The sequence below is a fragment of the Pseudomonas sp. W2Jun17 genome (assembly GCF_023127795.1).
Taxonomy (GTDB): domain Bacteria; phylum Pseudomonadota; class Gammaproteobacteria; order Pseudomonadales; family Pseudomonadaceae; genus Aquipseudomonas; species Aquipseudomonas synxantha_A.
Window position 1 is genome coordinate 90,187 of sequence record NZ_SPKO01000008.1, and the last position, 22,737, is coordinate 112,923.

Annotated in this window: 21 protein-coding genes, 2 tRNA genes and 1 pseudogene; 17 read left to right on the plus strand and 7 right to left on the minus strand. The window is 59.8% G+C overall.

Annotation, left to right across the window (positions count from 1 at the left end; all coding sequences use genetic code 11):
* Nucleotides 1-97: 97 nt before the first annotated feature.
* The 3 genes from E4O98_RS07165 to E4O98_RS07175 all read right to left on the minus strand — a co-directional run bounded on the left by E4O98_RS07165 (nucleotide 98) and on the right by E4O98_RS07175 (nucleotide 3,467).
* Complete coding sequence (locus tag E4O98_RS07165) at nucleotides 98-997, minus strand: acyltransferase (RefSeq protein ID WP_005784643.1); 900 nt, start codon at nucleotides 995-997, stop codon at nucleotides 98-100.
* Nucleotides 998-3,097 (minus strand): phosphate acetyltransferase, encoded by a 2,100-nt coding sequence (gene pta / locus E4O98_RS07170; RefSeq protein ID WP_078820253.1) that lies wholly within the window; start codon nucleotides 3,095-3,097, stop codon nucleotides 998-1,000.
* A gap of 79 nt (nucleotides 3,098-3,176) precedes the next feature.
* Nucleotides 3,177-3,467, minus strand: coding sequence for a DUF3565 domain-containing protein (locus E4O98_RS07175; protein WP_103734661.1), 291 nt, complete (start codon nucleotides 3,465-3,467; stop codon nucleotides 3,177-3,179).
* On the opposite strand from E4O98_RS07175, the gene E4O98_RS07180 reads away from it, so the two are divergent.
* A complete protein-coding gene (locus tag E4O98_RS07180) occupies nucleotides 3,466-3,951 on the plus strand; it encodes a peptidylprolyl isomerase (RefSeq protein ID WP_003171645.1) in 486 nt (161 codons plus the stop codon). The genes E4O98_RS07175 and E4O98_RS07180 overlap by 2 nt on opposite strands.
* Before the next feature lie 263 nt (nucleotides 3,952-4,214).
* On the opposite strand, the gene rpsT is transcribed toward E4O98_RS07180, so the two are convergent.
* Nucleotides 4,215-4,493: a 30S ribosomal protein S20 gene (rpsT, locus tag E4O98_RS07185; RefSeq protein ID WP_003188401.1), complete on the minus strand. Its 279-nt coding sequence runs from the start codon at nucleotides 4,491-4,493 to the stop codon at nucleotides 4,215-4,217.
* Between the two features lie 253 nt (nucleotides 4,494-4,746).
* On the opposite strand from rpsT, the gene murJ reads away from it, so the two are divergent.
* From murJ to ispH, 6 genes are all read left to right on the plus strand, one after another.
* A complete protein-coding gene (gene murJ / locus E4O98_RS07190; RefSeq protein ID WP_078820255.1) occupies nucleotides 4,747-6,285 on the plus strand; it encodes a murein biosynthesis integral membrane protein MurJ in 1,539 nt (512 codons plus the stop codon).
* A gap of 119 nt (nucleotides 6,286-6,404) precedes the next feature.
* Nucleotides 6,405-7,343: a bifunctional riboflavin kinase/FAD synthetase gene (ribF, locus tag E4O98_RS07195; RefSeq protein WP_003188404.1), complete on the plus strand. Its 939-nt coding sequence runs from the start codon at nucleotides 6,405-6,407 to the stop codon at nucleotides 7,341-7,343.
* 14 nt (nucleotides 7,344-7,357) lie between these two features.
* Nucleotides 7,358-10,189: an isoleucine--tRNA ligase gene (gene ileS, locus E4O98_RS07200; RefSeq protein ID WP_248134530.1), complete on the plus strand. Its 2,832-nt coding sequence runs from the start codon at nucleotides 7,358-7,360 to the stop codon at nucleotides 10,187-10,189.
* A complete protein-coding gene (gene lspA, locus E4O98_RS07205; RefSeq protein ID WP_032877979.1) occupies nucleotides 10,182-10,694 on the plus strand; it encodes a signal peptidase II in 513 nt (170 codons plus the stop codon). Before ileS ends, lspA begins: the two co-directional genes overlap by 8 nt.
* Nucleotides 10,695-10,701: 7 nt before the next feature.
* Nucleotides 10,702-11,139 carry an FKBP-type peptidyl-prolyl cis-trans isomerase gene (fkpB, locus tag E4O98_RS07210; RefSeq protein WP_177327426.1) on the plus strand — a complete coding sequence of 146 codons (438 nt, stop codon included), beginning with the start codon at nucleotides 10,702-10,704 and terminating at the stop codon, nucleotides 11,137-11,139.
* 177 nt (nucleotides 11,140-11,316) lie between these two features.
* On the plus strand, nucleotides 11,317-12,264 hold the full coding sequence (ispH, locus tag E4O98_RS07215) for a 4-hydroxy-3-methylbut-2-enyl diphosphate reductase (protein ID WP_248134532.1): 948 nt from the start codon (nucleotides 11,317-11,319) through the stop codon (nucleotides 12,262-12,264).
* On the opposite strand, the gene E4O98_RS07220 is transcribed toward ispH, so the two are convergent.
* Nucleotides 12,218-12,799, minus strand: a complete 582-nt coding sequence (locus tag E4O98_RS07220; RefSeq protein WP_032877973.1) for a GspH/FimT family pseudopilin — start codon at nucleotides 12,797-12,799, stop codon at nucleotides 12,218-12,220. The genes ispH and E4O98_RS07220 overlap by 47 nt on opposite strands.
* A gap of 206 nt (nucleotides 12,800-13,005) precedes the next feature.
* Here E4O98_RS07220 and pilV point away from each other — a divergent pair, with 206 nt between their 5' ends.
* The 5 genes and pseudogenes from pilV (at nucleotide 13,006) to thiO (ending at nucleotide 16,316) form a co-directional block, all read left to right on the plus strand.
* Nucleotides 13,006-13,491 (plus strand): type IV pilus modification protein PilV, encoded by a 486-nt coding sequence (gene pilV / locus E4O98_RS07225; protein ID WP_005784655.1) that lies wholly within the window; start codon nucleotides 13,006-13,008, stop codon nucleotides 13,489-13,491.
* A pseudogene (locus tag E4O98_RS07230) lies at nucleotides 13,488-14,195 on the plus strand (prepilin-type N-terminal cleavage/methylation domain-containing protein). The gene pilV and the pseudogene E4O98_RS07230 overlap by 4 nt, the downstream one beginning before the upstream one ends.
* A 5-nt stretch (nucleotides 14,196-14,200) precedes the next feature.
* The gene (locus E4O98_RS07235; protein ID WP_248134534.1) at nucleotides 14,201-14,731 is read left to right on the plus strand and encodes a PilX N-terminal domain-containing pilus assembly protein; all 531 of its coding nucleotides are present in this window, start codon (nucleotides 14,201-14,203) and stop codon (nucleotides 14,729-14,731) included.
* 11 nt (nucleotides 14,732-14,742) lie between these two features.
* Nucleotides 14,743-15,144, plus strand: coding sequence for a type IV pilin protein (locus E4O98_RS07240; protein ID WP_282445085.1), 402 nt, complete (start codon nucleotides 14,743-14,745; stop codon nucleotides 15,142-15,144).
* A gap of 62 nt (nucleotides 15,145-15,206) precedes the next feature.
* Nucleotides 15,207-16,316, plus strand: a complete 1,110-nt coding sequence (gene thiO / locus E4O98_RS07245) for a glycine oxidase ThiO (RefSeq protein WP_032877963.1) — start codon at nucleotides 15,207-15,209, stop codon at nucleotides 16,314-16,316.
* On the opposite strand, the gene E4O98_RS07250 is transcribed toward thiO, so the two are convergent.
* Together E4O98_RS07250 and E4O98_RS07255 are read right to left on the minus strand one after the other, a co-directional pair.
* Entirely contained in the window at nucleotides 16,303-16,536 is a 234-nt protein-coding gene (locus E4O98_RS07250; RefSeq protein WP_005784659.1) for a PP0621 family protein, read from the minus strand. The two genes, thiO and E4O98_RS07250, sit on opposite strands and share 14 nt — an antisense overlap.
* A 127-nt stretch (nucleotides 16,537-16,663) precedes the next feature.
* Nucleotides 16,664-17,689 carry an outer membrane protein assembly factor BamD gene (locus E4O98_RS07255; RefSeq protein WP_005784660.1) on the minus strand — a complete coding sequence of 342 codons (1,026 nt, stop codon included), beginning with the start codon at nucleotides 17,687-17,689 and terminating at the stop codon, nucleotides 16,664-16,666.
* Between the two features lie 149 nt (nucleotides 17,690-17,838).
* Here E4O98_RS07255 and rluD point away from each other — a divergent pair, with 149 nt between their 5' ends.
* The 5 genes from rluD to E4O98_RS07280 all read left to right on the plus strand — a co-directional run bounded on the left by rluD (nucleotide 17,839) and on the right by E4O98_RS07280 (nucleotide 22,680).
* Nucleotides 17,839-18,801, plus strand: coding sequence for a 23S rRNA pseudouridine(1911/1915/1917) synthase RluD (gene rluD / locus E4O98_RS07260; protein WP_005784662.1), 963 nt, complete (start codon nucleotides 17,839-17,841; stop codon nucleotides 18,799-18,801).
* Nucleotides 18,798-19,523 carry a peptidoglycan editing factor PgeF gene (gene pgeF / locus E4O98_RS07265; RefSeq protein ID WP_032877959.1) on the plus strand — a complete coding sequence of 242 codons (726 nt, stop codon included), beginning with the start codon at nucleotides 18,798-18,800 and terminating at the stop codon, nucleotides 19,521-19,523. Before rluD ends, pgeF begins: the two co-directional genes overlap by 4 nt.
* A 135-nt stretch (nucleotides 19,524-19,658) precedes the next feature.
* Entirely contained in the window at nucleotides 19,659-22,223 is a 2,565-nt protein-coding gene (clpB, locus tag E4O98_RS07270; RefSeq protein WP_005784667.1) for an ATP-dependent chaperone ClpB, read from the plus strand.
* Between the two features lie 295 nt (nucleotides 22,224-22,518).
* A tRNA-Asn gene (locus tag E4O98_RS07275) sits at nucleotides 22,519-22,594 on the plus strand.
* 9 nt (nucleotides 22,595-22,603) lie between these two features.
* A tRNA-Pro gene (locus tag E4O98_RS07280) sits at nucleotides 22,604-22,680 on the plus strand.
* Nucleotides 22,681-22,737: the final 57 nt, after the last annotated feature.

Here is a 22,737-nt window from a genome sequence, read left to right on the forward strand (position 1 = left end):
TGCCTGCGATGGCGGACTGTCAGTTTATTTATCCTTAGCTGATCCACCGCTATCGCAGGCAAGCCAGCTCCCACATTGAATTGCATCCACATGTTGATCAGCGGCTGGCTGGAAAGTCTTTGTGCAACTGCTCCAGCAACGCATCCTTGTCTTCCCACAACCGGTTGATCCAGCCCTGGAACGCTAACCGGTACTCCCCATCCTGCTCATAATTCTTGCCAATGAATTCAGCCGGGATCTGCACCTCTTCAAACTGCACCACCACCTCCTTCACATTCCCGCACAGCAAATCCCAATAGCCAGGGCGCCCGGCAGGGTAGTGAATGGTTACATTCACCAGTGATTTGAGCTGCTCCCCCATGGCATCCAGCACAAACGCAATTCCGCCGGCCTTGGGCTTGAGCAAATAGCGAAATGGGGAGTTTTGCTGCGCATGTTTGCCCGGCGTAAACCGTGTGCCCTCGGCAAAGTTGAAAATGCCCACCGGATTGTCGCGAAACTTCGCACAGGTCTTGCGGGTGGTTTCCAGGTCCTTGCCTTTCTTTTCCGGGTGCTTCTCAAGATAAGCCTTGGTGTAGCGCTTCATGAACGGAAAGCCCAGTGCCCACCACGCCAGACCAATCACCGGCACCCAGATCAGCTCTTGCTTGAGAAAAAACTTCAGCGGGCGAATGCGCCGGTTGAGCACGTATTGCAGCACCATGATATCGACCCAGCTCTGGTGGTTGCTGGTCACCAGATACGAATGCTGATAGTCCAGGCCTTCAAGGCCGCTCAGGTGCCAGCGTGTGCGGCGCACCAGGTTCATCCAGCCTTTGTTGTTGGTCACCCAGGCTTCGTGGGTGTGGTTCATCAGCCATTCGCTGAAGCGCTTGGCGAAGGGCAGTGCCTTGAACAGCGCGACAATAAACAGGAACGAGCACAGCAGGATCGTGTTCAGCGCCAGCAACAGCGAAGCGATCACCCCGCGTACGGCGGCAGGTAGAAAATCCAGCATTTAGATATCCATAGGTCGGTTGGCGGCTTGGATCGCAGTCAGCGCGATGGTGTACACGATGTCGTCTACCTGGGCGCCGCGCGGCAGGTCGTTGACCGGTTTGCGCAGGCCCTGGAGCATCGGCCCCAGGCTCACGCAATCGGCGCTGCGTTGCACGGCTTTGTAAGTGGTGTTGCCGGTGTTCAGGTCGGGGAACACGAACACCGTGGCCTTGCCCGCCACCTGGCTATTGGGCGCCAATTGCCGGGCCACGCTTTCATTGGCGGCGGCGTCGTATTGCAGCGGTCCGTCGATCAGCAGCGAGCCTTGCTGTTCGTGGGCGAGCAGGGTGGCTTCGCGGACTTTTTCCACTTCTTCGCCGCTGGCCGAATCACCGCTGGAGTAGCTGATCATCGCCACGCGTGGCGTGATGCCGAACGCGGCGGCGGAATCGGCGCTTTGCAAGGCGATTTCCGCCAGTTCCGCGGCGCTTGGGTGTGGGTTCATCACACAGTCGCCGTACACCAGCACCTGCTCGGGGAACAGCATGAAGAACACCGACGATACCAGGGTGCATCCGGGCGCGGTCTTGATCAGTTGCAGGGCCGGGCGAATGGTATTGGCGGTGGAGTGGATGACGCCGGAGACCAGGCCGTCCACTTCGTCCAGGGCGAGCATCATGGTGGCGATCACCACTGTGTCTTCCAGCTGTTGCTCGGCCATGGGGGCGTTGAGGCTCTTGGTCTTGCGCAAGGCAACCATCGGCTCGACATAGCGCTGGCGAATCAGGTCCGGGTCAAGAATCTCCAGGCCCTCGGGTAGCTCGATACCCTGGGCACGGGCGACCGCTTCGACATCCGCCGGTTTGGCCAACAGCACGCAGCGGGCAATGCCTCGGGCCTGGCAGATGGCGGCGGCCTGCACCGTCAGCGGCTCGCTGCCCTCGGGCAACACGATGCGCTTGTTGGCGGCCTGGGCCCGTTGGATCAACTGGTAGCGGAACACCGCCGGCGACAGGCGCATCTCCCTGGGCGTGCCACACCGTTGGTGCAGCCAGCGTGCGTCGAGGTGGCTGGCGACGAAGTCGGTGATGATCTCCGCGCGCTCACGGTCATCGATGGGGATTTCCTTGTTGAGGCTATTGAGCTGGTTGGCGGTGTCGTAGGAGCCGGTGCTCACCGACAGCACTGGTAACCCGGCCTGGAAGGCGCCGCGGCACAGATCCATGATGCGCGGGTCGGGCAGGGTGTCGCTGGTCAGCAGCAGGCCGGCCAGCGGCACGCCGTTGATCGCGGCCAGGCTGACGGCGAGGATGATGTCGTCGCGATCGCCTGGGGTGACCACCAGGACGCCGGGCTTGAGCAGCTCTACGGTGTTGCGCATGGTACGGGCGCAAATGATGATCTTGGTCATGCGCCGGGTTTCATAGTCACCGGCGTTGAGGACCTGCGCACCCATCAGGTCGGCCACATCGCGGGTGCGCGGGGCATTGAGTTCGGGCTGGTAGGGGATGCAGCCAAGCAGGCGGAAATCGCCGCTGCGCAACAACGGCGAGTGCTCTTTAAGGCGCGCCGAGAATGCCTCCATGCTTTCGTCGGTGCGCACTTTGTTGAGGATCACGCCCAATACTTTCGGGTCTTTGGGGCCGCCGAACAGTTGGGCCTGCAATTCCACCCGGCCAGAAAGCTCGGTGAGCACTTCGTTCTCCGGCGCCGAGACCAGGATCACTTCCGCATCCAGGCTCTTGGCCAGGTGCAGGTTGACCCGCGCGGCGTAGCTGGCGCTGCGGGTCGGCACCATGCCTTCGACGATCAGCACGTCTTTGCCTACGGCGGCCTGCTGATACAGGGTGATGATTTCTTCAAGCAGCTCATCGAGTTGGCCGTCGCCGAGCATTCGCTCCACATGGGCCAGGCCCAGGGGTTGTGGTGGCTTCAGGCCGTGGGTACGTGCCACCAGCTCAGTGGAGCGCTCCGGACCGGTATCGCCCGGGTGTGGCTGGGCAATCGGTTTGAAGAAGCCGACTTTAAGGCCGGCCCGTTCCAGGGTGCGCACCAGCCCAAGGCTGATGGAGGTCAGACCCACACCAAAATCGGTGGGCGCGATAAAAAAAGTCTGCATGCGAATTCTCTGGAGGTGCATGGCTTGGGTGGCGCCCTATGCATGGGCGCCTACCGCGAATCAGGCGTCAAGGTTATCGTTATTCGCGCACTTGCGCACACCAGCCGCACGCAAAGGGTTGGCCTATTTTTTCAAGGCGTTGCGCGGGGTCGACGACCCAGGCGCGCGACTGCCACGGCGGCTGGTGGCGCAGGTGCTGGGTGTGGCCGCAGGACAGCTCGGCAACCCAGTGCAGGTCGTCATCCTGGTGGAATCCGGTGATCGTCGAGACCGTTGGTCGGCCCCGTCTGTCCGGGTTCTGTTCGCTTTCGGGCAAATCCTTGTTTAGACTTGTCCGTTCTTCATTCTTATGCAAAAGGTCTCGCCCCATGACGATCGCCGCTAACAAGGCTGTCTCCATCGACTATACCCTGACCAACGACGCTGGTGAGGTCATCGACAGCTCAGCCGGCGGCGCGCCGCTGGTCTACCTGCAAGGCGCAGGTAACATCATCCCAGGCCTGGAAAAGGCCCTGGAAGGCAAGGCAGTCGGTGACGAACTGACCGTAGCCGTAGAACCTGAAGATGCCTACGGCGAATACTCCGCCGAGCTGGTCAGCACTTTGAGCCGCAGCATGTTCGAAGGCGTTGACGAGCTGGAAGTGGGCATGCAGTTCCACGCTTCCGCGCCGGACGGCCAAATGCAGATCGTCACCATCCGTGACCTGGACGGCGATGATGTGACGGTCGACGGCAACCACCCTCTGGCTGGCCAGCGCCTGAACTTCCAAGTGAAAATCGTTGCCATCCGCGATGCTTCCCAGGAAGAAGTGGCTCACGGCCACGTCCACGGTGAAGGCGGTCACCACCATTGATTGTGGTTTGATCAATCGGTAGCAAAAACGCCCCGACTGGTTCGGGGCGTTTTTTTTTGCGTTTTAATGTGGGAGGGGGCTTGCTCCCGATAGCGGTGTATCAGTACCAGATATTCTGACTGACACACCGCCATCGGGAGCAAACCCCCTCCCACAAGGGAAGTTGTGATGAATCTTTGGGCAAACAAAAATGCCCCGGACCTTTCGGTACGGGGCATTTCTTAACTGTTACGCAGCCTGGGCTGCGTGGCAGTTGTTACCACTTAGGCTGCAGCAGGAACGCTCAGAGCCTTGATGTGGCCATTCAGGCGGCTCTTATGGCGAGCGGCCTTGTTCTTGTGGATGATGCCTTTATCGGCCATACGGTCGATAACTGGCACGGCCAGAACGTAAGCAGCTTGAGCTTTTTCAGCGTCTTTGGTGTCGATGGCTTTAACTACATTCTTGATGTAGGTACGAACCATGGAACGCAGGCTGGCGTTGTGGCTGCGACGCTTCTCAGCCTGTTTTGCACGTTTTTTGGCGGAAGGTGTGTTGGCCACCGTCGAGCTCCTCGAAAGACTTTTTAGGAAATAGCAAACAAAATAGGCCGCGAATCATGCCGATGACTTGATGGGTTGTCAAGGGCGGCTGATGCGAACTGCTGAGTGGTCGATCTGAAGAGGCGGGTGATTTATTTCCGGCGCTTGACCTGTAAACTCGCGAGCTTTGGCTCTGTGCTGTTGCAGGCGCGCAGTATCGCATAAGTGGGCGCTTTGTTCGCCTGCTCTTTATCTATAGGCGCAAACTCTTTCAATGAATCTGCTCAAATCGTTGGCTGCGGTCAGCTCTATCACGATGATCTCCCGGGTTTTGGGGTTTGTGCGTGACACTCTGCTGGCGCGCATCTTTGGCGCCAGTATGGCCACGGATGCCTTCTTTATTGCCTTCAAACTCCCCAACCTGCTGCGACGTATCTTTGCCGAAGGCGCGTTCTCCCAGGCGTTCGTGCCGATTCTGGCCGAATACAAGACCCAGCATGGCGAGGAGGCGACTCGTACGTTCATCGCCTACGTCTCGGGTTTGCTGACGCTGGTACTGATGCTGGTAACCATCGTCGGGATGCTCGCCGCGCCCTGGGTGATCTGGGCCACGGCGCCCGGTTTTGCCAATACGCCGGAAAAGTTTGCGCTCACCACTGATCTGCTGCGGGTGACCTTTCCTTATATATTGCTGATTTCCCTGTCTTCGCTCGCCGGGGCGATCCTCAATACCTGGAATCGTTTCTCGGTACCGGCCTTTGTGCCGACCTTGCTGAACGTCAGCATGATTATTTTTGCGCTGTTCCTTACGCCGTATTTCGATCCGCCCGTCATGGCCCTGGGCTGGGCGGTCCTGGCCGGCGGCCTGGCGCAGTTGCTGTACCAACTGCCGCACCTGAAAAAAATCGGCATGCTCGTACTGCCACGCCTGAACCTCAAGGACACCGGCGTCTGGCGGGTGATGCGCAATATGCTGCCGGCGATACTCGGGGTATCGGTCAGTCAGATTTCCCTGATCATCAACACCGCGTTCGCCTCGTTGCTGGTATCCGGCTCGGTATCGTGGATGTACTACGCCGACCGCTTGATGGAGTTGCCATCCGGTGTGCTTGGCGTGGCATTGGGCACGATCCTGCTGCCTACCCTGGCACGCACCTATGCCAGCAAGGATCGTCAGGAGTATTCGCGCATTCTCGATTGGGGCCTGCGTCTGTGCTTTCTGTTGGTGTTGCCATGCGCACTGGCCCTGGGAATCCTGGCCGAGCCGCTGACGGTCTCGCTGTTTCAATACGGGCAATTCGATGCGCATGACGCCTTGATGACCCAGCACGCGCTGGTTGCCTACTCCGTCGGCCTGCTCGGCATTATTGTGATCAAGGTTCTGGCACCGGGCTTCTACGCGCAGCAAAACATCCGTACGCCGGTGAAAATCGCGATTTTCACGTTGATCGTCACGCAACTGCTCAACCTGGTATTTATCGGTCCTTTGGCCCATGCCGGGCTGGCGCTGGCGATCAGTGCCGGAGCTTGTATCAATGCCGGCCTGCTGTTTTATCAACTGCGCAAACAGCAGATGTATCAACCACAGCCGGGTTGGGGGATGTTTACCCTCAAGTTGCTCGTGGCGGTGGCTGCGATGTCCGCCGTGCTGGTGGGCTTGATGCACGTGATGCCAGCCTGGGGCGATGGCGATATGCTGGAGCGCTTTATGCGCCTGGGCGTGTTGGTGGTTGCGGGTGTGGCGGTGTACTTCGGGATGTTGCTGTTGCAGGGTTTCCGCCTGCGCGATTTCAATCGCAAGTCGCTGGGATAGAGACTTCGCCGCGATAAAACGATTGTTTTATCGATTCGACCCATTTGGCCTGCGCTGTTGCCTGTCGTCCGGGGCCGGGTGTGGTTATAATCGACCACTTTATGAGCAAGAAGCGCGTTATGCAGCTGGTTCGAGGTCTCCACAACCTGCGCCCCGAGCATCGGGGCTGCGTCGCCACTATTGGCAACTTTGACGGTGTTCACCGTGGCCACCAGGCTATCCTGGCAAGGTTGCGCGAGCGTGCGGTCGAGTTGGGTGTGCCCAGCTGCGTGGTGATTTTCGAGCCACAACCGCGGGAGTTCTTTACCCCGGAAACAGCGCCGGCCCGTTTGGCGCGCTTGCGCGACAAGCTGCAACTGCTGGCGGAGGAGGGCGTGGACCGCGTCCTCTGCCTGGCTTTCAACCAGCGTTTGCGCAGCCTCAGCGCCGCCGAGTTCGTCGACCGCATCCTGGTCGATGGCCTGGGTGTACAACACCTGGAGGTCGGTGACGACTTCCATTTCGGTTGCGATCGGGTCGGGGATTTCGATTTCCTGCAACATGCCGGCGTCAACCAGGGCTTTACCGTTGAAGCCGCCCAAACCGTCGAACTGGACGGCCTGCGTGTGAGCAGCACCCAGGTGCGTAACGCCTTGGCTGCCGCCGACTTCGACCTGGCCGAGCGTTTGCTCGGTCGCCCCTTCCGCATTGCCGGGCGGGTACTGCACGGCCAGAAGCTGGCGCGCCAATTGGGCACGCCAACTGCCAACGTGCAACTCAAGCGCCGCCGTGTGCCGCTGACCGGGGTTTACCTGGTCAGCGTCGACATCGACGGCCAATCGTGGCCGGGAGTCGCCAATATAGGCGTCAGGCCCACGGTTGCAGGTGATGGCAAGGCCCACCTGGAAGTTCACCTTTTGGATTTTGCCGGTGATTTATACGACCGGCGTTTGACGGTGGTTTTCCACCAGAAGCTGCGTGAAGAGCAGCGTTTCGCCTCCCTGGAGGCGTTGAAAACGGCGATCAATGCGGATGTCGCCGCCGCCCGTGCACTAGCCGCACCTAGCGCCCATCGCTAACCGAAGAGCCTTAAATGACCGACTATAAAGCCACGCTAAACCTTCCGGACACCGCCTTCCCAATGAAGGCCGGCCTGCCACAGCGCGAACCGCAGATCCTGCAGCGCTGGAACAGTATTGGCCTGTACGGAAAGTTGCGCGAAATTGGCAAGGATCGTCCGAAATTCGTCCTGCACGACGGCCCTCCTTATGCCAACGGCACGATTCATATCGGTCATGCGCTGAACAAGATTCTCAAGGACATGATCCTGCGCTCCAAAACCCTGTCGGGCTTTGACGCGCCGTACGTTCCGGGCTGGGACTGCCATGGCCTGCCGATCGAGCACAAAGTCGAAGTGACCTACGGCAAGAACCTGGGCGCGGACAAGACCCGCGAACTCTGCCGTGCCTACGCCACCGAGCAGATCGAAGGGCAGAAGTCCGAATTCATTCGCCTGGGCGTGCTGGGCGAGTGGGACAACCCCTACGAGACCATGAACTTCAAGAACGAGGCCGGTGAAATCCGTGCCTTGGCTGAAATCGTCAAGGGCGGCTTCGTGTTCAAGGGTCTCAAGCCCGTGAACTGGTGCTTTGACTGCGGTTCGGCCCTGGCCGAAGCGGAAGTCGAATACGAAGACAAAAAGTCGTCGACCATCGACGTGGCCTTCCCGATTGCCGATGACGCCAAGCTGGCCGAGGCATTCGGCCTGGCAAGCCTGGCCAAGCCGGCTGCCATCGTGATCTGGACCACCACCCCGTGGACCATCCCGGCCAACCAGGCGCTGAACGTGCACCCGGAATTCACCTACGCTCTGGTGGATGTCGGTGATCGCCTGTTGGTGCTGGCCGAAGAAATGGTCGAGTCGTGCCTTGCCCGCTACGAGTTGCAAGGCTCGGTGATCGCCACCGCCACCGGCTCCGCGCTGGAACTGATCAACTTCCGTCACCCGTTCTATGACCGTCTGTCGCCGGTGTACCTGGCTGACTACGTCGAGCTGGGTTCGGGTACCGGCATTGTCCACTGCTCGCCTGCCTATGGCGTGGACGACTTCGTGATCTGCAAGAAGTACGGCATGGTCAACGACGACATCATCAACCCGGTGCAGAGCAACGGCGTATACGTGCCTTCGCTCGAGTTCTTTGGTGGCCAGTTCATCTTCAAGGCTGACCATCCGATCATCGAAAAGCTGCGTGAAGTCGGTGCGTTGATGCAAACCGCCGCCATCCAGCACAGCTACATGCATTGCTGGCGTCACAAGACCCCGCTGATCTACCGCGCTACGGCGCAATGGTTTATCGGCATGGACAAAGAGCCGACCAGCGGCGACACCTTGCGTGTACGCTCGCTCAAGGCCATCGAAGACACCAAGTTCGTCCCGGCCTGGGGCCAGGCGCGCCTGCACTCGATGATCGCCAATCGTCCGGACTGGTGCATCTCCCGCCAGCGCAACTGGGGCGTGCCGATCCCGTTCTTCCTGAACAAGGAAAGCGGTGAGCTGCACCCGCGCACCGTCGAGCTGATGGAAGTCGTGGCCCAGCGTGTCGAGCAGCAAGGCATCGAAGCCTGGTTCAAGCTGGACGCTGCCGAGCTGCTGGGCGACGAAGCGCCGCTGTACGACAAGATCAGCGACACCCTCGACGTGTGGTTCGATTCGGGCACCACTCACTGGCATGTGCTGCGTGGTTCGCACCCGATGGGCCACGAGACCGGCCCGCGTGCCGACCTGTACCTGGAAGGTTCGGACCAACACCGTGGCTGGTTCCACTCGTCGTTGCTCACCGGTTGCGCCATCGACAACCATGCGCCGTACCGCGAGCTGCTGACCCACGGCTTCACCGTCGACGAGACGGGCCGCAAGATGTCCAAATCGCTGAAGAACGTGATCGAGCCGAAAAAGATCAACGACACCTTGGGCGCCGACATCATGCGCCTGTGGGTGGCTTCCACCGATTACTCGGGTGAAATCGCCGTGTCGGACCAGATCCTGGCCCGCAGCGCCGACGCCTATCGTCGTATCCGCAATACCGCGCGATTCATGCTGTCGAACCTGACCGGCTTCAACCCGGCCAGCGACCTGCTGCCGGCCGAAGACATGCTCGCCCTCGACCGTTGGGCTGTGGACCGTACCTTGTTGCTGCAGCGCGAGTTGCAGGAACACTACGGCGAATACCGCTTCTGGAACGTCTACTCCAAGATCCACAACTTCTGCGTGCAGGAGCTGGGTGGTTTCTACCTCGACATCATCAAGGACCGCCAGTACACCACTGGCGCCAACAGCAAGGCGCGCCGTTCGGCGCAGACCGCGCTGTACCACATCAGCGAAGCGCTGGTGCGCTGGATCGCACCGATCCTGGCATTCACCGCTGACGAACTGTGGGAGTACCTGCCGGGCGAGCGTAACGAGTCCGTCATGCTCAACACCTGGTACGAAGGCCTGACCGAACTGCCGGCTGACTTCGAACTGGGCCGCGAGTACTGGGAAGGCGTGATGGCCGTCAAGGTTGCGGTGAACAAGGAACTGGAAGTCCAGCGTGCGGCCAAGGCCGTGGGTGGCAACCTGCAAGCCGAAGTCACCCTGTTTGCCGAAGACGGCCTGACCGCCGACCTGGCCAAGCTGAGCAACGAGCTGCGCTTCGTGCTGATCACCTCTACTGCGAGCCTGGCGCCGTTTACCAAGGCTCCGGCAGATGCGGTGGCTACCGAAGTGCCTGGCCTTAAGCTCAAAGTGGTCAAGTCGGCCTTCCCCAAGTGCGCTCGTTGCTGGCACTGCCGTGAAGACGTCGGCGTGAACCCTGAGCACCCGGAAATCTGCGGTCGTTGTGTCGACAACATCAGCGGTGAAGGCGAGGTTCGCCACTATGCCTAATGCAGACAGTCGTTTCGGACGTCTGGGCTGGCTCGTACTGAGCCTGCTGGTCCTGGTCATTGACCAGGTCAGCAAGGCTCACTTCGAGGGCTCCCTGGAAATGTTCCAGCAAATCGTGGTGATCCCGGATTATTTCAGCTGGACCCTGGCCTACAACACTGGCGCCGCCTTCAGCTTCCTCGCTGACGGCGGTGGCTGGCAGCGCTGGCTGTTTGCTGTGATCGCCGTGGTGGTAAGTGCCGTACTGGTGGTGTGGCTCAAGCGCCTGGGCCGCGACGACACCTGGCTGGCCATCGCGCTGGCCCTAGTGTTGGGTGGCGCGCTGGGCAACCTGTATGACCGCATCGCCCTGGGCCATGTGATCGACTTTATCCTGGTGCATTGGCAGAACCGCCACTACTTCCCGGCGTTCAACTTTGCCGACAGTGCTATCACCGTCGGCGCAATCATGCTGGCGCTGGATATGTTCAAGAGCAAGAAAACCGGAGAAACCGTCAATGACTGATCAGGTATTGGCTGAGCAACGCATCGGCCAGAACACGGAAGTCACTTTGCATTTCGCACTGCGCCTGGAGAATGGCGACACGGTCGACAGCACGTTCGACAAGGCCCCCGCGACCTTCAAGGTCGGCGACGGCAACCTGCTGCCGGGTTTCGAAGCGGCACTGTTCGGTTTCAAGGCCGGTGACAAGCGCACCCTGCAAATCCTGCCGGAAAACGCCTTCGGCCAGCCCAACCCGCAAAACGTGCAGATCATCCCCCGTTCGCAGTTCCAGAACATGGACCTGTCGGAAGGCTTGCTGGTGATCTTCAATGATGCGGCGAACACTGAATTGCCTGGCGTGGTGAAAGCATTTGATGACGCGCAAGTGACCATCGACTTCAATCACCCGTTGGCCGGCAAGACGTTGACCTTTGACGTCGAGATTATCGACGTCAAAGCGCTGTAACCGACCGTACGCGGTCTAAAATGTGGGAGGGGGCTTGCTCCCGATAGCGGTGTATCAGCTAAATGTGCAGACTGATATACCTATATCGGGAGCAAGCCCCCTCCCACCTTTGATCTCCATTGTCGGTTGAGTCAGTGTCAAATTGACTCAATATGGCTGCAATACACGAGGCACAGCATGCAAATCAAACTCGCCAACCCCCGTGGCTTCTGCGCCGGCGTGGACCGGGCGATCGAAATCGTCAATCGCGCCCTGGAAGTCTTCGGGCCGCCGATTTATGTGCGCCATGAAGTCGTCCATAACAAATTTGTGGTCGAAGACTTGCGCGCGCGCGGGGCGATCTTTGTCGAAGAACTCGATCAGGTGCCCGACGACGTGATCGTCATCTTCAGTGCCCACGGTGTTTCCCAGGCTGTACGTACCGAAGCGGCGGGCCGTGGCCTCAAGGTGTTCGATGCCACCTGCCCACTGGTGACCAAGGTGCATATCGAAGTGGCGCGCTACAGCCGCGACGGTCGTGAGTGCATCCTGATCGGCCACGCCGGTCACCCGGAGGTAGAAGGCACCATGGGCCAATACGACGCCAGCAACGGCGGTGCTATCTACCTGGTCGAGGACGAGAAAGACGTCGCCAACTTGCAGGTGCACAATCCGGAACGCCTGGCCTTCGTGACCCAGACCACCTTGTCCATGGACGACACCAGCCGCGTAATCGATGCCCTGCGCACGCGGTTCCCGGCCATTGGCGGCCCGCGCAAGGATGACATCTGCTACGCCACGCAAAACCGCCAGGATGCGGTCAAGCAACTGGCAAATGAGTGTGACGTAGTGCTGGTGGTCGGCAGCCCTAACAGCTCCAACCCCAACCGCCTGCGTGAGCTGGCCGAGCGCATGGCTACGCCGGCGTACCTGATCGACGGTGCCGAAGACATGCAGCGCAGTTGGTTCGATGGTGTCGAGCGTATCGGCATCACGGCAGGCGCCTCCGCACCGGAAGTGCTGGTACGCGGCGTGATCCAGCAGTTGCAGGCCTGGGGCGCTACTGGCGCCGATGAGCTGGCAGGTCGTGAAGAGAACATCACGTTCTCGATGCCGAAGGAACTGCGGGTCCGCTCGCTGCTCTGACGCCAACAATGCCGGCATCGGCTCGGCATAATGCCTGCTCGGTCTTGTCACTGCGCAGGCTGATGCGTCCGCTGGGGGCCAGCACGATCTGATACAGGCTCTGTGCCTGGCTCGTGTCGCACACATGCACGGTGCCGGCACGGAAGCCTCCGCCGGCGAAAACCGGTTCTCCCAAGCCGCTGAAACGCACCTGGTTCGTGACCGGGCCATTGCCTGCCACGGGCACGCGACCATCGCCCTGGCGCTCCAGCAGCACCGGGTTGTCGTCGTCCTGATGGCCGCGTCCACTGACATCCAGTATCACCCGCCACCCCAGGCTCCAGTCCCTGTCGTTTGCATGAATGACCACCGCCTGATTGCGCGTGATGGCCTCCATGCGTGCGTAACGCAGTCCGGCGGCAAGTGATTGGGCCACGCTTTGTCGTTGCTGCGATTCAAGCAAACCTTTGAAACCGGGTACGGCCAATTGCGCGAGGAAGCTGGTGACGATCAGCCCCAGCAGCATTTCAATCAGGGTGAACCCTCGTTGTGTCATGTGCGTTCCCTCCGTGGACGCGAGTGAATCTTCGAGTTGCAGACCTAGGTATAGCGCCTGGCCGCGAATGCTGGGTGATGGCCTTTATGTCCAAAGTATTTCCCTTTGTTCCGGCAGCAGCGCTGCTCGAAATCCGCCGCTAGTCTTGGATCGCACAGCAGGGTTTGCCTGCTTTTTTCCGGCCTTCGACATGGATGACGACGGTAATGCCTGCCCGCCCGAATCGATTTTTTCTGCGCTCCGCGCATCGGCACCAATCCGGCATGACGCTGATCGAGGTGCTGATAGCGCTGTTGATCCTGGCTGTCGGCCTGATGGGCGCTGCAATGCTTCAGCTCAACGCGCTCAAGTACACCGACAGCGCCAGGATGATCAGCCAAGCCAGTTTTATCGCCTACGACATGCTCGACCGAATTCGCGCCAATGCTGGTGCGGATTACACGTGGGGGAGGGACGAGTCGGGGCCGCCCAACACTTCGGCCGCCAGTGTGCGCGACCTGGACCTGCACGATTTCGAGGCCAATATCATTGGTTTTGCTGGCAAGGACGCCAAGGGTTCAGTGGCGGTAAGCGGGCATGAGGTCACCATCAGCATCAGTTGGGAGGATCGCCGCTCAGCAGGCACCCCAGGAGCACGGGAAACCTTCACGCTGACCAGTCGAGTCACCAGTGAGCAGGGAGCCTTGCAATGAATCGTCATGCCCGAGGTTTCAGCCTGGTGGAGTTGTTGCTGGCACTCGCCGTCGGGCTGGTGCTGGTGTTGGGGGTGAGTCAGGTGCTCATAAGTTAACGATTGACTCACGGCAGCCAGCAGGCCGCCATGGTGCTGCAGGATGATGCGCGGCTTGCCCTGGGCAAGATCACACAGGACATTCGTCAGGCAGGCATGTTGGGATGTTTGGCCGCGACCGTTATCGACAACGCCCCGGCTGCCTTCGATCGACCGATAAGCTGGGACGCGTCGGGAAGTTCAAGGTCGCTGACGTTGGTCACCGCGTACGTCGGTGACGGCGCTGGCAAGCCCGACTGGACGGTGTTGTCCGACTGCAAGGAGACGGCCCAGGCGTATGCCGGGGCAGCACCTGCTGCCGCCCCTGGCCTGATCCGCTTTGGCATACGCCAGCTTACCTACACCTATGAATCGGGCCAGTTGAAGGTCAGTACTCCGGCAGCGCCGGCAAAGGCGGTACTGATTGATAACGTGGGGGCATTCGACATCAGTTTTGGCTTGGCGGCTGAACCTGCATCAACGGTTGTGGTGCGTTACGACAGCCATCCAGCTGACAGTTCTTTGGTACGTAGTGTGCGTATCTCCATGACTCTGCAAGACCCAACTGGGCGGGTTAAGGACCAGACCTACAGTGTCGTTGCGGCGCTGCGAAATCGGTTGGGTTAGGGGCGATGTCGATGCTTGGCGGTATTCGGGTACGGCAGAACGGGATGGTGCTGCTGATCAGTCTGGTATTCCTGCTGTTGTTATCGCAGGTGGGGCTGTCGTCGGTACAGGGGGCGGTCGCCCAGCAAAAAGTCGCGAGTAGCCTGTGGCAGCGTAATCAATCCTTTCAGTCTGCTGAAAGCGGTTTGCGGCTGGGGGAGTCGGTTGTGCAGAGGGGCGGCCCTGCGATGCCTGTGTGCAACTCGGTTATTACATGTGTACCGCCTAATGAAGCATTTTCCTTGACTGGCGCAGGGGCAAACCCTGTCTCAGCGGTCACCTGGTTGGCCTTGAGGGGTGGGTTTTATGGCGTTCAATCCCTGGGGGAAGGAGCAGGGCTGGCTCATTTGCCGCCCGATACACGGGCAGCGCTCTTTCGCATCACTGCCGTGGGCCTTACAGGCCAATCGCGCACGGTGCTGGAGTCGGTTTATGCACGGGTGGAGGAGGGCGGCAACGTCAGGTTTCGACGGATTTCATGGCGGCAACTTCAATAAGGAGCAATGGGATGGGCATGGATAGCCAGGGCTTTACCCTGATGGAGTTATTGATCGCCGTGGCGATCGTTGCGTTGTTGGCCGGCATTGCGTATCCCGGGTACATCGGCCAGGTAAAAAAGGTGTATCGCGCGCAAATAGTCGCGTTGCTGAGCGAGCAAGCCCAGCACCTGGAGCGCGCATATACCAGAAACGGCACTTTTATTGATGCGGGCGGCGCCATTGCGGGTAACGATCACTATAGAATCAGTGTGATTTTAAACCCCCAGGATTTCGACTTGCTCGCTACGCCTGCCGTGGACTCAGTCATGCCGGACGACGCGTGTGCAGCTTTCAGCTTGAGCAGCACCGGTATGCGAAGCAACCCGGGAGCGGCGCCTGAAATGTCGCGCAAAGTCTGCTGGGGGCAGTGATGAGAGTGCTTGAAGAGTGGGCGCCGGGCGCGCCTTTCCCTGTTTATCGGCGGGATCAGATGATGGCAAAGCAACAGCAAGTGGTGATTGTCGGCGGCGGAGTAATCGGGCTGTTGACGGCGTACAACCTTGCCAGAGAAGGGCGTGCAGTCATGCTGCTGGAGCGTGTGGGGCTTGGGCAGGAGTCTTCCTGGGCGGGTGGCGGAATTGTCTCACCGTTGTATCCATGGCGTTATAGCCCGGCCGTGACTGCCTTGGCCCATTGGTCCCAGGATTTCTATCCGCAGTTGGCACAGCGCTTGTTTGCCGCAACCGGTGTCGATCCCGAGGTTCATACCACGGGTTTGTACTGGCTTGACCTGGATGATGAGGCTGATGCATTGGCCTGGGCTGCGCGTGAAGGGCGGCCATTGAGCAAGGTGGATGTGTCCCAGGCTCATGATGCCGTGCCGGCGCTGGGAGGCGGCTACTCCCGGGCGATCTACATGGCCGATGTGGCCAATGTGCGCAACCCTCGCCTGGTTAAATCCTTGAAGGCGGCGCTGCTGGCGTTGCCGGATGTGACGATTCACGAGCACTGCGAAGTGTCGGGTTTTGTGCAGAACAACAATCGCGTGGTGGGGGTGAACACTGCTACGGGACCGGTTTTTGCCGATCAGGTGGTGCTCGCCGCCGGGGCCTGGAGCGGGCAGTTGCTGAGCACACTGGGCATGACCCTTCCCGTGGAGCCGGTCAAAGGCCAAATGATCCTGTACAAGTGCGCGTCCGACTTTTTATCCAGCATGGTCTTGGCCAAGGGGCGCTATGCAATCCCCCGCCGCGATGGGCACATTCTGATTGGAAGCACATTGGAACATGAGGGGTTCGACAAGACGCCGACCGAAACTGCGTTGGCGAGCCTCAAGGCGTCTGCGGTTGAACTGATCCCCGCCTTGGCGGACGCCGAGGTGGTCGGGCATTGGGCGGGGTTGCGGCCCGGTTCGCCGGAAGGTATCCCCTATATCGGAGAGGTTCCCGGCTTTCAGGGCTTGTGGCTCAATTGCGGGCATTACCGCAATGGCCTGGTACTCGCACCTGCCTCCTGCCAGTTGTTCGCCGACTTGCTGTTGGGGCGGGCTCCGATCATTGATCCGGCGCCTTATGCCCCGGCAGGTCGCCTCAACGCTGGATAGACTTCGGCCCTTGTTCCAGGTGCGCCTGGGTGCAGTACCACTCCTGGCGCGAACTCAGTGCGCGATCCTGCGGCAGGTGCACGCCGCAGTGGGCGCATCGCACCATCAGCGCTGCGTTCGGCTCGGCAGGTCGTTGCTGGCGGGCTGCAGGGTTTTTGAATTTGCGCCAGAACCATACCGCGGCAGCAATGACGGCAATCCAGAACAGTAGACGAAGCATGATGGGCAGTTTCTCGACAAGGAATGCGCCAGTTTAGCCAAGCTGGCCACAGGCGCACAGCGCAATAAATACTCGCTCATAAAAAAGGGAGCTCCTTCAGAGCTCCCTTTTGCGTTGCGTCGAACAATCAGTCGAACACACCGAAGGTCATGTAGCTGAACCACGAACGGTCTTCGTTGTTGCCAAGGGCCTGCGGCTCCTCTTCTTCGATAACGTCGCCGTTCTCGTCGTGAGGCTTGAGGTCCGAAGGGATGGCATCCTTGGCGTCCTGGTACTGCTTGATCACGTCCTGGTTGGCGCGGGTTTCACCCGGCGGCAGTGGCGGACGAGACTCGATCAGGCCCAAAGTGTACTTGCTCAGCCACGAACGGTTGTCGGCTTCGGCAACCTGAGGCACGAACTGGCCATCTTTCAGGCTTGGGTGATCTGGGTAGTTGAGCTTCAGGGTTTCCAGGCTGGTGGTCGCCAGGGTGTCCAGGTGCAGACGCTGGTAAGCCTCGGTCATCACCGCCAGGCCGTCGCCCACGGATGGGGTTTCCTGGAAGTTCTCCACAACATAGCGGCCACGGTTGGCGGCAGCTACGTAGGCCTGACGGGTCAGGTAGTAGTGGGCCACGTGGATTTCGTAGGAGGCCAGCAGGTTGCGCAGGTAGATCATGCGCTGCTTGGCGTCCGGCGCGTAGCGGCTGTTGGGGTAGCGGCTGGTCAGCTGGGCGAACTCGTTGTAGGAGTCGCGTGCAGCGCCCGGGTCACGCTTGGTCATGTCCAGCGGCAGGAAGCGCGCCAGCAGGCCAACGTCCTGGTCGAACGAGGTCAGGCCCTTCATGTAGTAGGCGTAGTCCACGTTCGGGTGCTGTGGGTGCAGGCGGATAAAACGCTCGGCAGCGGACTTGGCAGCTTCCGGCTCGGCGTTCTTGTAGTTGGCGTAGATCAGCTCCAACTGGGCCTGGTCGGCATAGCGGCCGAATGGGTAGCGCGACTCCAATGCCTTCAGCTTCGCTGTGGCGCTGGTGTAGCTATTATTGTCCAGGTCTGTCTGAGCTTGCTGGTACAGCTCGACTTCGCTCAGGTTTTCGTCGACGACGTCCTTTGTTGACGAGCAAGCAGCAGTCATGGCGAGGATGGCGATCAGCAGCAGGTGTTTCACTTGCATGGCGGCTTGCGTCCCTATGACGGCCGCTGTCTTGGGCGGGGCCGTCCTGTTATGATGAGCGCCCCGTTGAAAGCCTCGGGGCAAAAGACGCCGTATTTAACCACAAGCGCGCAGCCGAAACCAAAGGCTGTGCCACGCCTAGTCTGAGCATGTCCGATAAAATTGAACTTCGCGCAGAGGTGCCGTCCGAATTGGGCGGCCAACGCCTCGATCAAGTCGCCGCACAATTATTCGCTGAGCACTCGCGCTCGCGCCTTTCCGCCTGGATCAAAGACGGCCGCCTGACTGTGGATGGAGCGGTTATCCGCCCGCGAGACATAGTTCATGGCGGTGCGATTCTTGAGCTGACTGCCGAGCAGGAAGCCCAGGGAGAATGGGTCGCCCAGGACATCGAGCTGGATATCGTCTATGAAGACGACGACATCCTGGTCATCAACAAACCCGCTGGCCTGGTGGTTCACCCGGCTGCCGGGCACGCTGATGGCACTTTGCTCAATGCCCTGTTGCACCACGTCCCGGACATCATCAATGTCCCGCGCTGCGGCATCGTGCACCGTCTGGACAAGGACACCACCGGTTTGATGGTGGTGGCCAAGACCATTCAGGCGCAGACGCAACTGGTTACTCAGTTGCAGAGTCGCAGCGTCAGCCGGATCTACGAGTGCATCGTGATCGGTGTGGTGGTGGCCGGGGGCAAGATCAACGCCCCGATTGGTCGCCACGGCCAGCAGCGCCAGCGTATGGCGGTGATGGAAGGCGGCAAGCAAGCCGTCAGCCACTACCGTGTGCTGGAGCGTTTCCGCTCCCACACCCATGTGCGGGTCAAGCTGGAAACCGGGCGCACCCACCAGATTCGCGTGCACATGGCGCATATCAACTTCCCGTTGGTCGGCGATCCTGCCTACGGTGGGCGCTTCCGTATTCCGCCGGCGGCAAGCCAGACAATGGTCGAATCGCTGAAGTCCTTCCCGCGCCAGGCACTGCACGCACGCTTCCTGGAACTGGATCATCCGACGAGCGGTAAGCGCATGAGTTGGGAATCGCCACTTCCAGACGACCTGGTCTGGTTGTTGTCGCTGCTCAAGCAGGATCGTGAGGCGTTTATCGGATGAGTGACTGGCTGATTCCTGACTGGCCCGCGCCGTCTCAGGTCAAAGCCTGCGTCACGACTCGTGCGGGCGGTGTCAGTCTGGCGCCGTTCGACAGCCTCAACCTGGGCGATCACGTCGAGGACAGCCTTGAGGCCGTCCTTGAAAATCGCCGTCGTCTGAGCAGCGCCTTCGATATCCAGCCTGCCTGGTTGCGCCAAGTCCACGGTACTCACGTGGTTGAGGCCGATCCAGGCCTTACCGTCGAGGCAGATGGCAGTTGGACCAGCACCCCCGGCATCGCCTGCACATCCATGACCGCCGATTGCCTGCCTGCGCTGTTCTGTAATCGTGCGGGTACCCGGGTTGCCGCAGCCCATGCCGGTTGGCGTGGCTTGGCGGCTGGCGTGCTGGAGGCCGCATTCGAAAGCCTGGATACTGCTCCTGAAGACGTCCTGGTCTGGCTCGGCCCAGCCATTGGCCCGCAAGCCTTTGAGGTCGGCCCGGAGGTACGTGAAGCGTTCATGCAGCAACTGCCGGCCACCGCTGAAGCCTTTGTTCCCAGCCACAACCCCGGCAAGTTCATGGCCGACATCTACCAGCTGGCGCGCCTGCGTCTGGCAGCAAACGGTGTCACCGCTGTATATGGTGGTGGTTTTTGCACCGTGACCGATCCACGCTTCTTTTCTTATCGCCGCAGCCCGCGTACGGGCCGATTCGCCTCCCTTATCTGGCTTGAACGCTAGACTGTCCTGACCTGTATCAACCGTCCGCCGCTTGAAACCCCCAGAATCCACCCCATCTATAAGGGTATCTGGCAGGTTTCTTCATTCAGGATGTGTTTGTTCATAGCTCCGGCCTGCTCAAAAGGAAGGTGACTAATGCGTATTGATCGTTTAACCAGCAAATTGCAGTTGGCCTTATCGGACTCCCAATCCCTGGCGGTCGGCCTCGACCATCCGGCGATTGAGCCGGCGCACTTGATGCAGGCGCTCCTGGAGCAACAAGGTGGCTCTATCAAACCCTTGTTGATGCAGGTGGGCTTTGACATCAACAGCCTGCGCAAGGAGTTGAGCAAAGAGCTCGACCAACTGCCGAAAATTCAAAACCCTACCGGCGACGTGAATATGTCCCAGGACCTGGCGCGCCTGCTCAATCAGGCGGACCGCCTGGCCCAGCAGAAGGGTGACCAGTTCATCTCCAGCGAACTGGTGCTGCTCGCCGCCATGGACGACAACAGCAAGCTCGGCAAATTGTTGCTGGGGCAGGGCGTGAGCAAGAAAGCCCTGGAAAACGCTATCAACAACCTGCGTGGCGGTGAGGCCGTGAACGACCCCAACCATGAGGAGTCGCGACAGGCCCTGGACAAATACACCGTCGACCTGACCAAGCGTGCCGAAGAAGGCAAGCTCGACCCGGTGATTGGTCGTGACGATGAGATTCGTCGCACCATCCAGGTCTTGCAGCGTCGCACCAAGAACAACCCGGTGCTGATCGGTGAGCCTGGCGTGGGTAAAACCGCGATTGCCGAGGGCCTGGCCCAGCGCATCATTAATGGTGAAGTGCCGGACGGCTTAAAAGGCAAGCGCCTGTTGTCCCTGGACATGGGGGCCCTGATCGCCGGTGCCAAGTTCCGTGGTGAGTTCGAAGAACGACTGAAATCCCTGCTTAATGAATTGTCGAAGCAGGAAGGCCAGATCATTCTGTTTATCGACGAACTGCACACCATGGTCGGCGCCGGTAAAGGCGAAGGCTCGATGGATGCTGGCAACATGCTCAAGCCGGCCTTGGCGCGGGGCGAGTTGCATTGCGTCGGTGCGACCACGCTCAACGAATACCGTCAGTACATTGAAAAGGATGCGGCCCTTGAGCGGCGTTTCCAGAAAGTGCTGGTGGAAGAGCCAAGCGAAGAAGACACCATCGCGATCCTGCGGGGCCTGAAAGAACGCTATGAGGTCCACCATAAGGTGGCGATCACGGATGGCGCAATCATTGCGGCGGCCAAGCTGAGCCATCGCTACATCACCGATCGTCAGTTGCCGGACAAGGCCATCGACTTGATCGACGAAGCGGCCAGCCGCATTCGCATGGAGATTGACTCCAAGCCGGAAGTGCTCGACCGCCTGGATCGGCGCCTGATTCAACTGAAAGTCGAATCCCAGGCGTTGAAGAAAGAAGAGGACGAGGCAGCGAAGAAACGCCTGGAAAAACTTCAGGAAGAAATCGTCCGTCTGGAGCGTGAGTATTCGGACCTCGAAGAAATCTGGACCTCGGAAAAAGCCGAAGTACAGGGTTCGGCGCAGATCCAGCAGAAAATCGAGCAGTCCCGTCAGGAACTGGAAGCCGCGCGTCGTAAAGGCGATCTGAGCCGCATGGCTGAGTTGCAATATGGTGTGATTCCGGACCTGGAACGCAGCCTGCAGATGGTCGACCAGCACGGCAAGCCTGAGAACCAGTTGCTGCGCAGCAAGGTGACCGAGGAGGAGATCGCCGAAGTAGTCTCCAAGTGGACCGGCATTCCAGTCTCGAAAATGCTCGAAGGCGAGCGCGACAAACTGCTGAAAATGGAAAGTTTGTTGCACCAGCGCGTCATCGGTCAGGAAGAGGCGGTGGTGGCGGTATCCAATGCGGTACGGCGTTCCCGTGCCGGCTTGTCCGACCCGAACCGTCCAAGCGGCTCGTTCATGTTTCTCGGCCCGACCGGCGTAGGTAAGACTGAGCTGTGCAAGGCCCTGGCCGAGTTCCTCTTTGATACTGAAGAGGCCATGGTACGCATTGATATGTCCGAGTTCATGGAGAAACACTCGGTGGCTCGCCTGATCGGCGCACCACCAGGCTATGTGGGCTACGAGGAGGGCGGTTACCTGACCGAAGCCGTGCGACGCAAGCCTTACTCGGTGATCCTGCTGGATGAGGTCGAGAAGGCGCACCCGGATGTGTTCAACATTTTGCTGCAGGTGCTGGAAGATGGTCGCTTGACGGACAGCCACGGGCGTACGGTGGACTTTCGCAATACGGTGATCGTGATGACCTCCAACCTGGGCTCGGCACAGATCCAGGAACTGGTGGGGGATCGCGAAGCCCAGCGAGCAGCGGTGATGGACGCCTTGACCACCCACTTCCGCCCGGAATTCATCAACCGGGTGGATGAAGTGGTGATCTTCGAGCCTCTGGCACGGGATCAGATTGCGGGTATCACCGAAATCCAGTTGGGCCGCCTGCGCAGTCGCCTGGCTGAGCGTGAGCTCGACCTTGAGCTGAGCGGCGAGGCGTTGGACAAGCTGATCGCAGTGGGCTACGACCCGGTGTATGGCGCACGGCCGTTGAAGCGTGCGATCCAGCGCTGGATCGAGAACCCGCTGGCACAGTTGATCCTGTCGGGCAGCTTTATGCCGGGCACTCGCGTCACGGCAACGGTGAAAGACGACGAAATCGTCTTCCACTGAGGCCAGCACCCGGTGTAATAACGAGAGGCCTCGCATTGCGAGGCCTTTTTTTTCGATAGGGCGTTGAACTGTAAGGCAAAGGCTTGTAAAGTGCGCCCCGCAGCAACGTCAGCCCACGGGTTTCTTCTCCCCAAGAAGAAATCAGAAAGAAGCGCAAATCATTGTCTTAAAAGCAATTTAAAGGGTTGACAGGGGTTTTTAAGATTGTAGAATAGCGCGCCTCAGAGACGCTAACGTAGCGATACGGACAGGGTCGAAGAGAAGGTTACACAGCAGTAAATTTGAAATATGTAGTTCCGTGATAGCTCAGTCGGTAGAGCAAATGACTGTTAATCATTGGGTCCCAGGTTCGAGTCCTGGTCACGGAGCCAATTTCAAATCGGGGTATAGCGCAGTCCGGTAGCGCGCCTGCTTTGGGAGCAGGATGTCGGGAGTTCGAATCCCCCTACCCCGACCATATTTGGGTCGTTAGCTCAGTTGGTAGAGCAGTTGGCTTTTAACCAATTGGTCGTAG

Excerpts from the sequence above, each read along its gene's own strand:
- E4O98_RS07180 (WP_003171645.1), top strand. The coding sequence starts at position 3,466 with ATGACGATCGCCGCTAACAAGGCTGTCTCCATCGACTATACCCTGACC.
- E4O98_RS07220 (WP_032877973.1), bottom strand. The coding sequence starts at position 12,799 with ATGACACAACGAGGGTTCACCCTGATTGAAATGCTGCTGGGGCTGATC.
- E4O98_RS07165 (WP_005784643.1), bottom strand. The coding sequence starts at position 997 with ATGCTGGATTTTCTACCTGCCGCCGTACGCGGGGTGATCGCTTCGCTG.
- ribF (WP_003188404.1), top strand. The coding sequence starts at position 6,405 with ATGCAGCTGGTTCGAGGTCTCCACAACCTGCGCCCCGAGCATCGGGGC.
- E4O98_RS07255 (WP_005784660.1), bottom strand. The coding sequence starts at position 17,689 with ATGCAAGTGAAACACCTGCTGCTGATCGCCATCCTCGCCATGACTGCT.
- ispH (WP_248134532.1), top strand. The coding sequence starts at position 11,317 with ATGCAAATCAAACTCGCCAACCCCCGTGGCTTCTGCGCCGGCGTGGAC.
- E4O98_RS07240 (WP_282445085.1), top strand. The coding sequence starts at position 14,743 with ATGGGCATGGATAGCCAGGGCTTTACCCTGATGGAGTTATTGATCGCC.
- lspA (WP_032877979.1), top strand. The coding sequence starts at position 10,182 with ATGCCTAATGCAGACAGTCGTTTCGGACGTCTGGGCTGGCTCGTACTG.
- E4O98_RS07235 (WP_248134534.1), top strand. The coding sequence starts at position 14,201 with ATGTCGATGCTTGGCGGTATTCGGGTACGGCAGAACGGGATGGTGCTG.
- murJ (WP_078820255.1), top strand. The coding sequence starts at position 4,747 with ATGAATCTGCTCAAATCGTTGGCTGCGGTCAGCTCTATCACGATGATC.
- pta (WP_078820253.1), bottom strand. The coding sequence starts at position 3,097 with ATGCAGACTTTTTTTATCGCGCCCACCGATTTTGGTGTGGGTCTGACC.
- E4O98_RS07175 (WP_103734661.1), bottom strand. The coding sequence starts at position 3,467 with ATGGGGCGAGACCTTTTGCATAAGAATGAAGAACGGACAAGTCTAAAC.
- pilV (WP_005784655.1), top strand. The coding sequence starts at position 13,006 with ATGCCTGCCCGCCCGAATCGATTTTTTCTGCGCTCCGCGCATCGGCAC.
- E4O98_RS07250 (WP_005784659.1), bottom strand. The coding sequence starts at position 16,536 with ATGCTTCGTCTACTGTTCTGGATTGCCGTCATTGCTGCCGCGGTATGG.
- thiO (WP_032877963.1), top strand. The coding sequence starts at position 15,207 with ATGGCAAAGCAACAGCAAGTGGTGATTGTCGGCGGCGGAGTAATCGGG.
- rluD (WP_005784662.1), top strand. The coding sequence starts at position 17,839 with ATGTCCGATAAAATTGAACTTCGCGCAGAGGTGCCGTCCGAATTGGGC.
- ileS (WP_248134530.1), top strand. The coding sequence starts at position 7,358 with ATGACCGACTATAAAGCCACGCTAAACCTTCCGGACACCGCCTTCCCA.
- clpB (WP_005784667.1), top strand. The coding sequence starts at position 19,659 with ATGCGTATTGATCGTTTAACCAGCAAATTGCAGTTGGCCTTATCGGAC.
- pgeF (WP_032877959.1), top strand. The coding sequence starts at position 18,798 with ATGAGTGACTGGCTGATTCCTGACTGGCCCGCGCCGTCTCAGGTCAAA.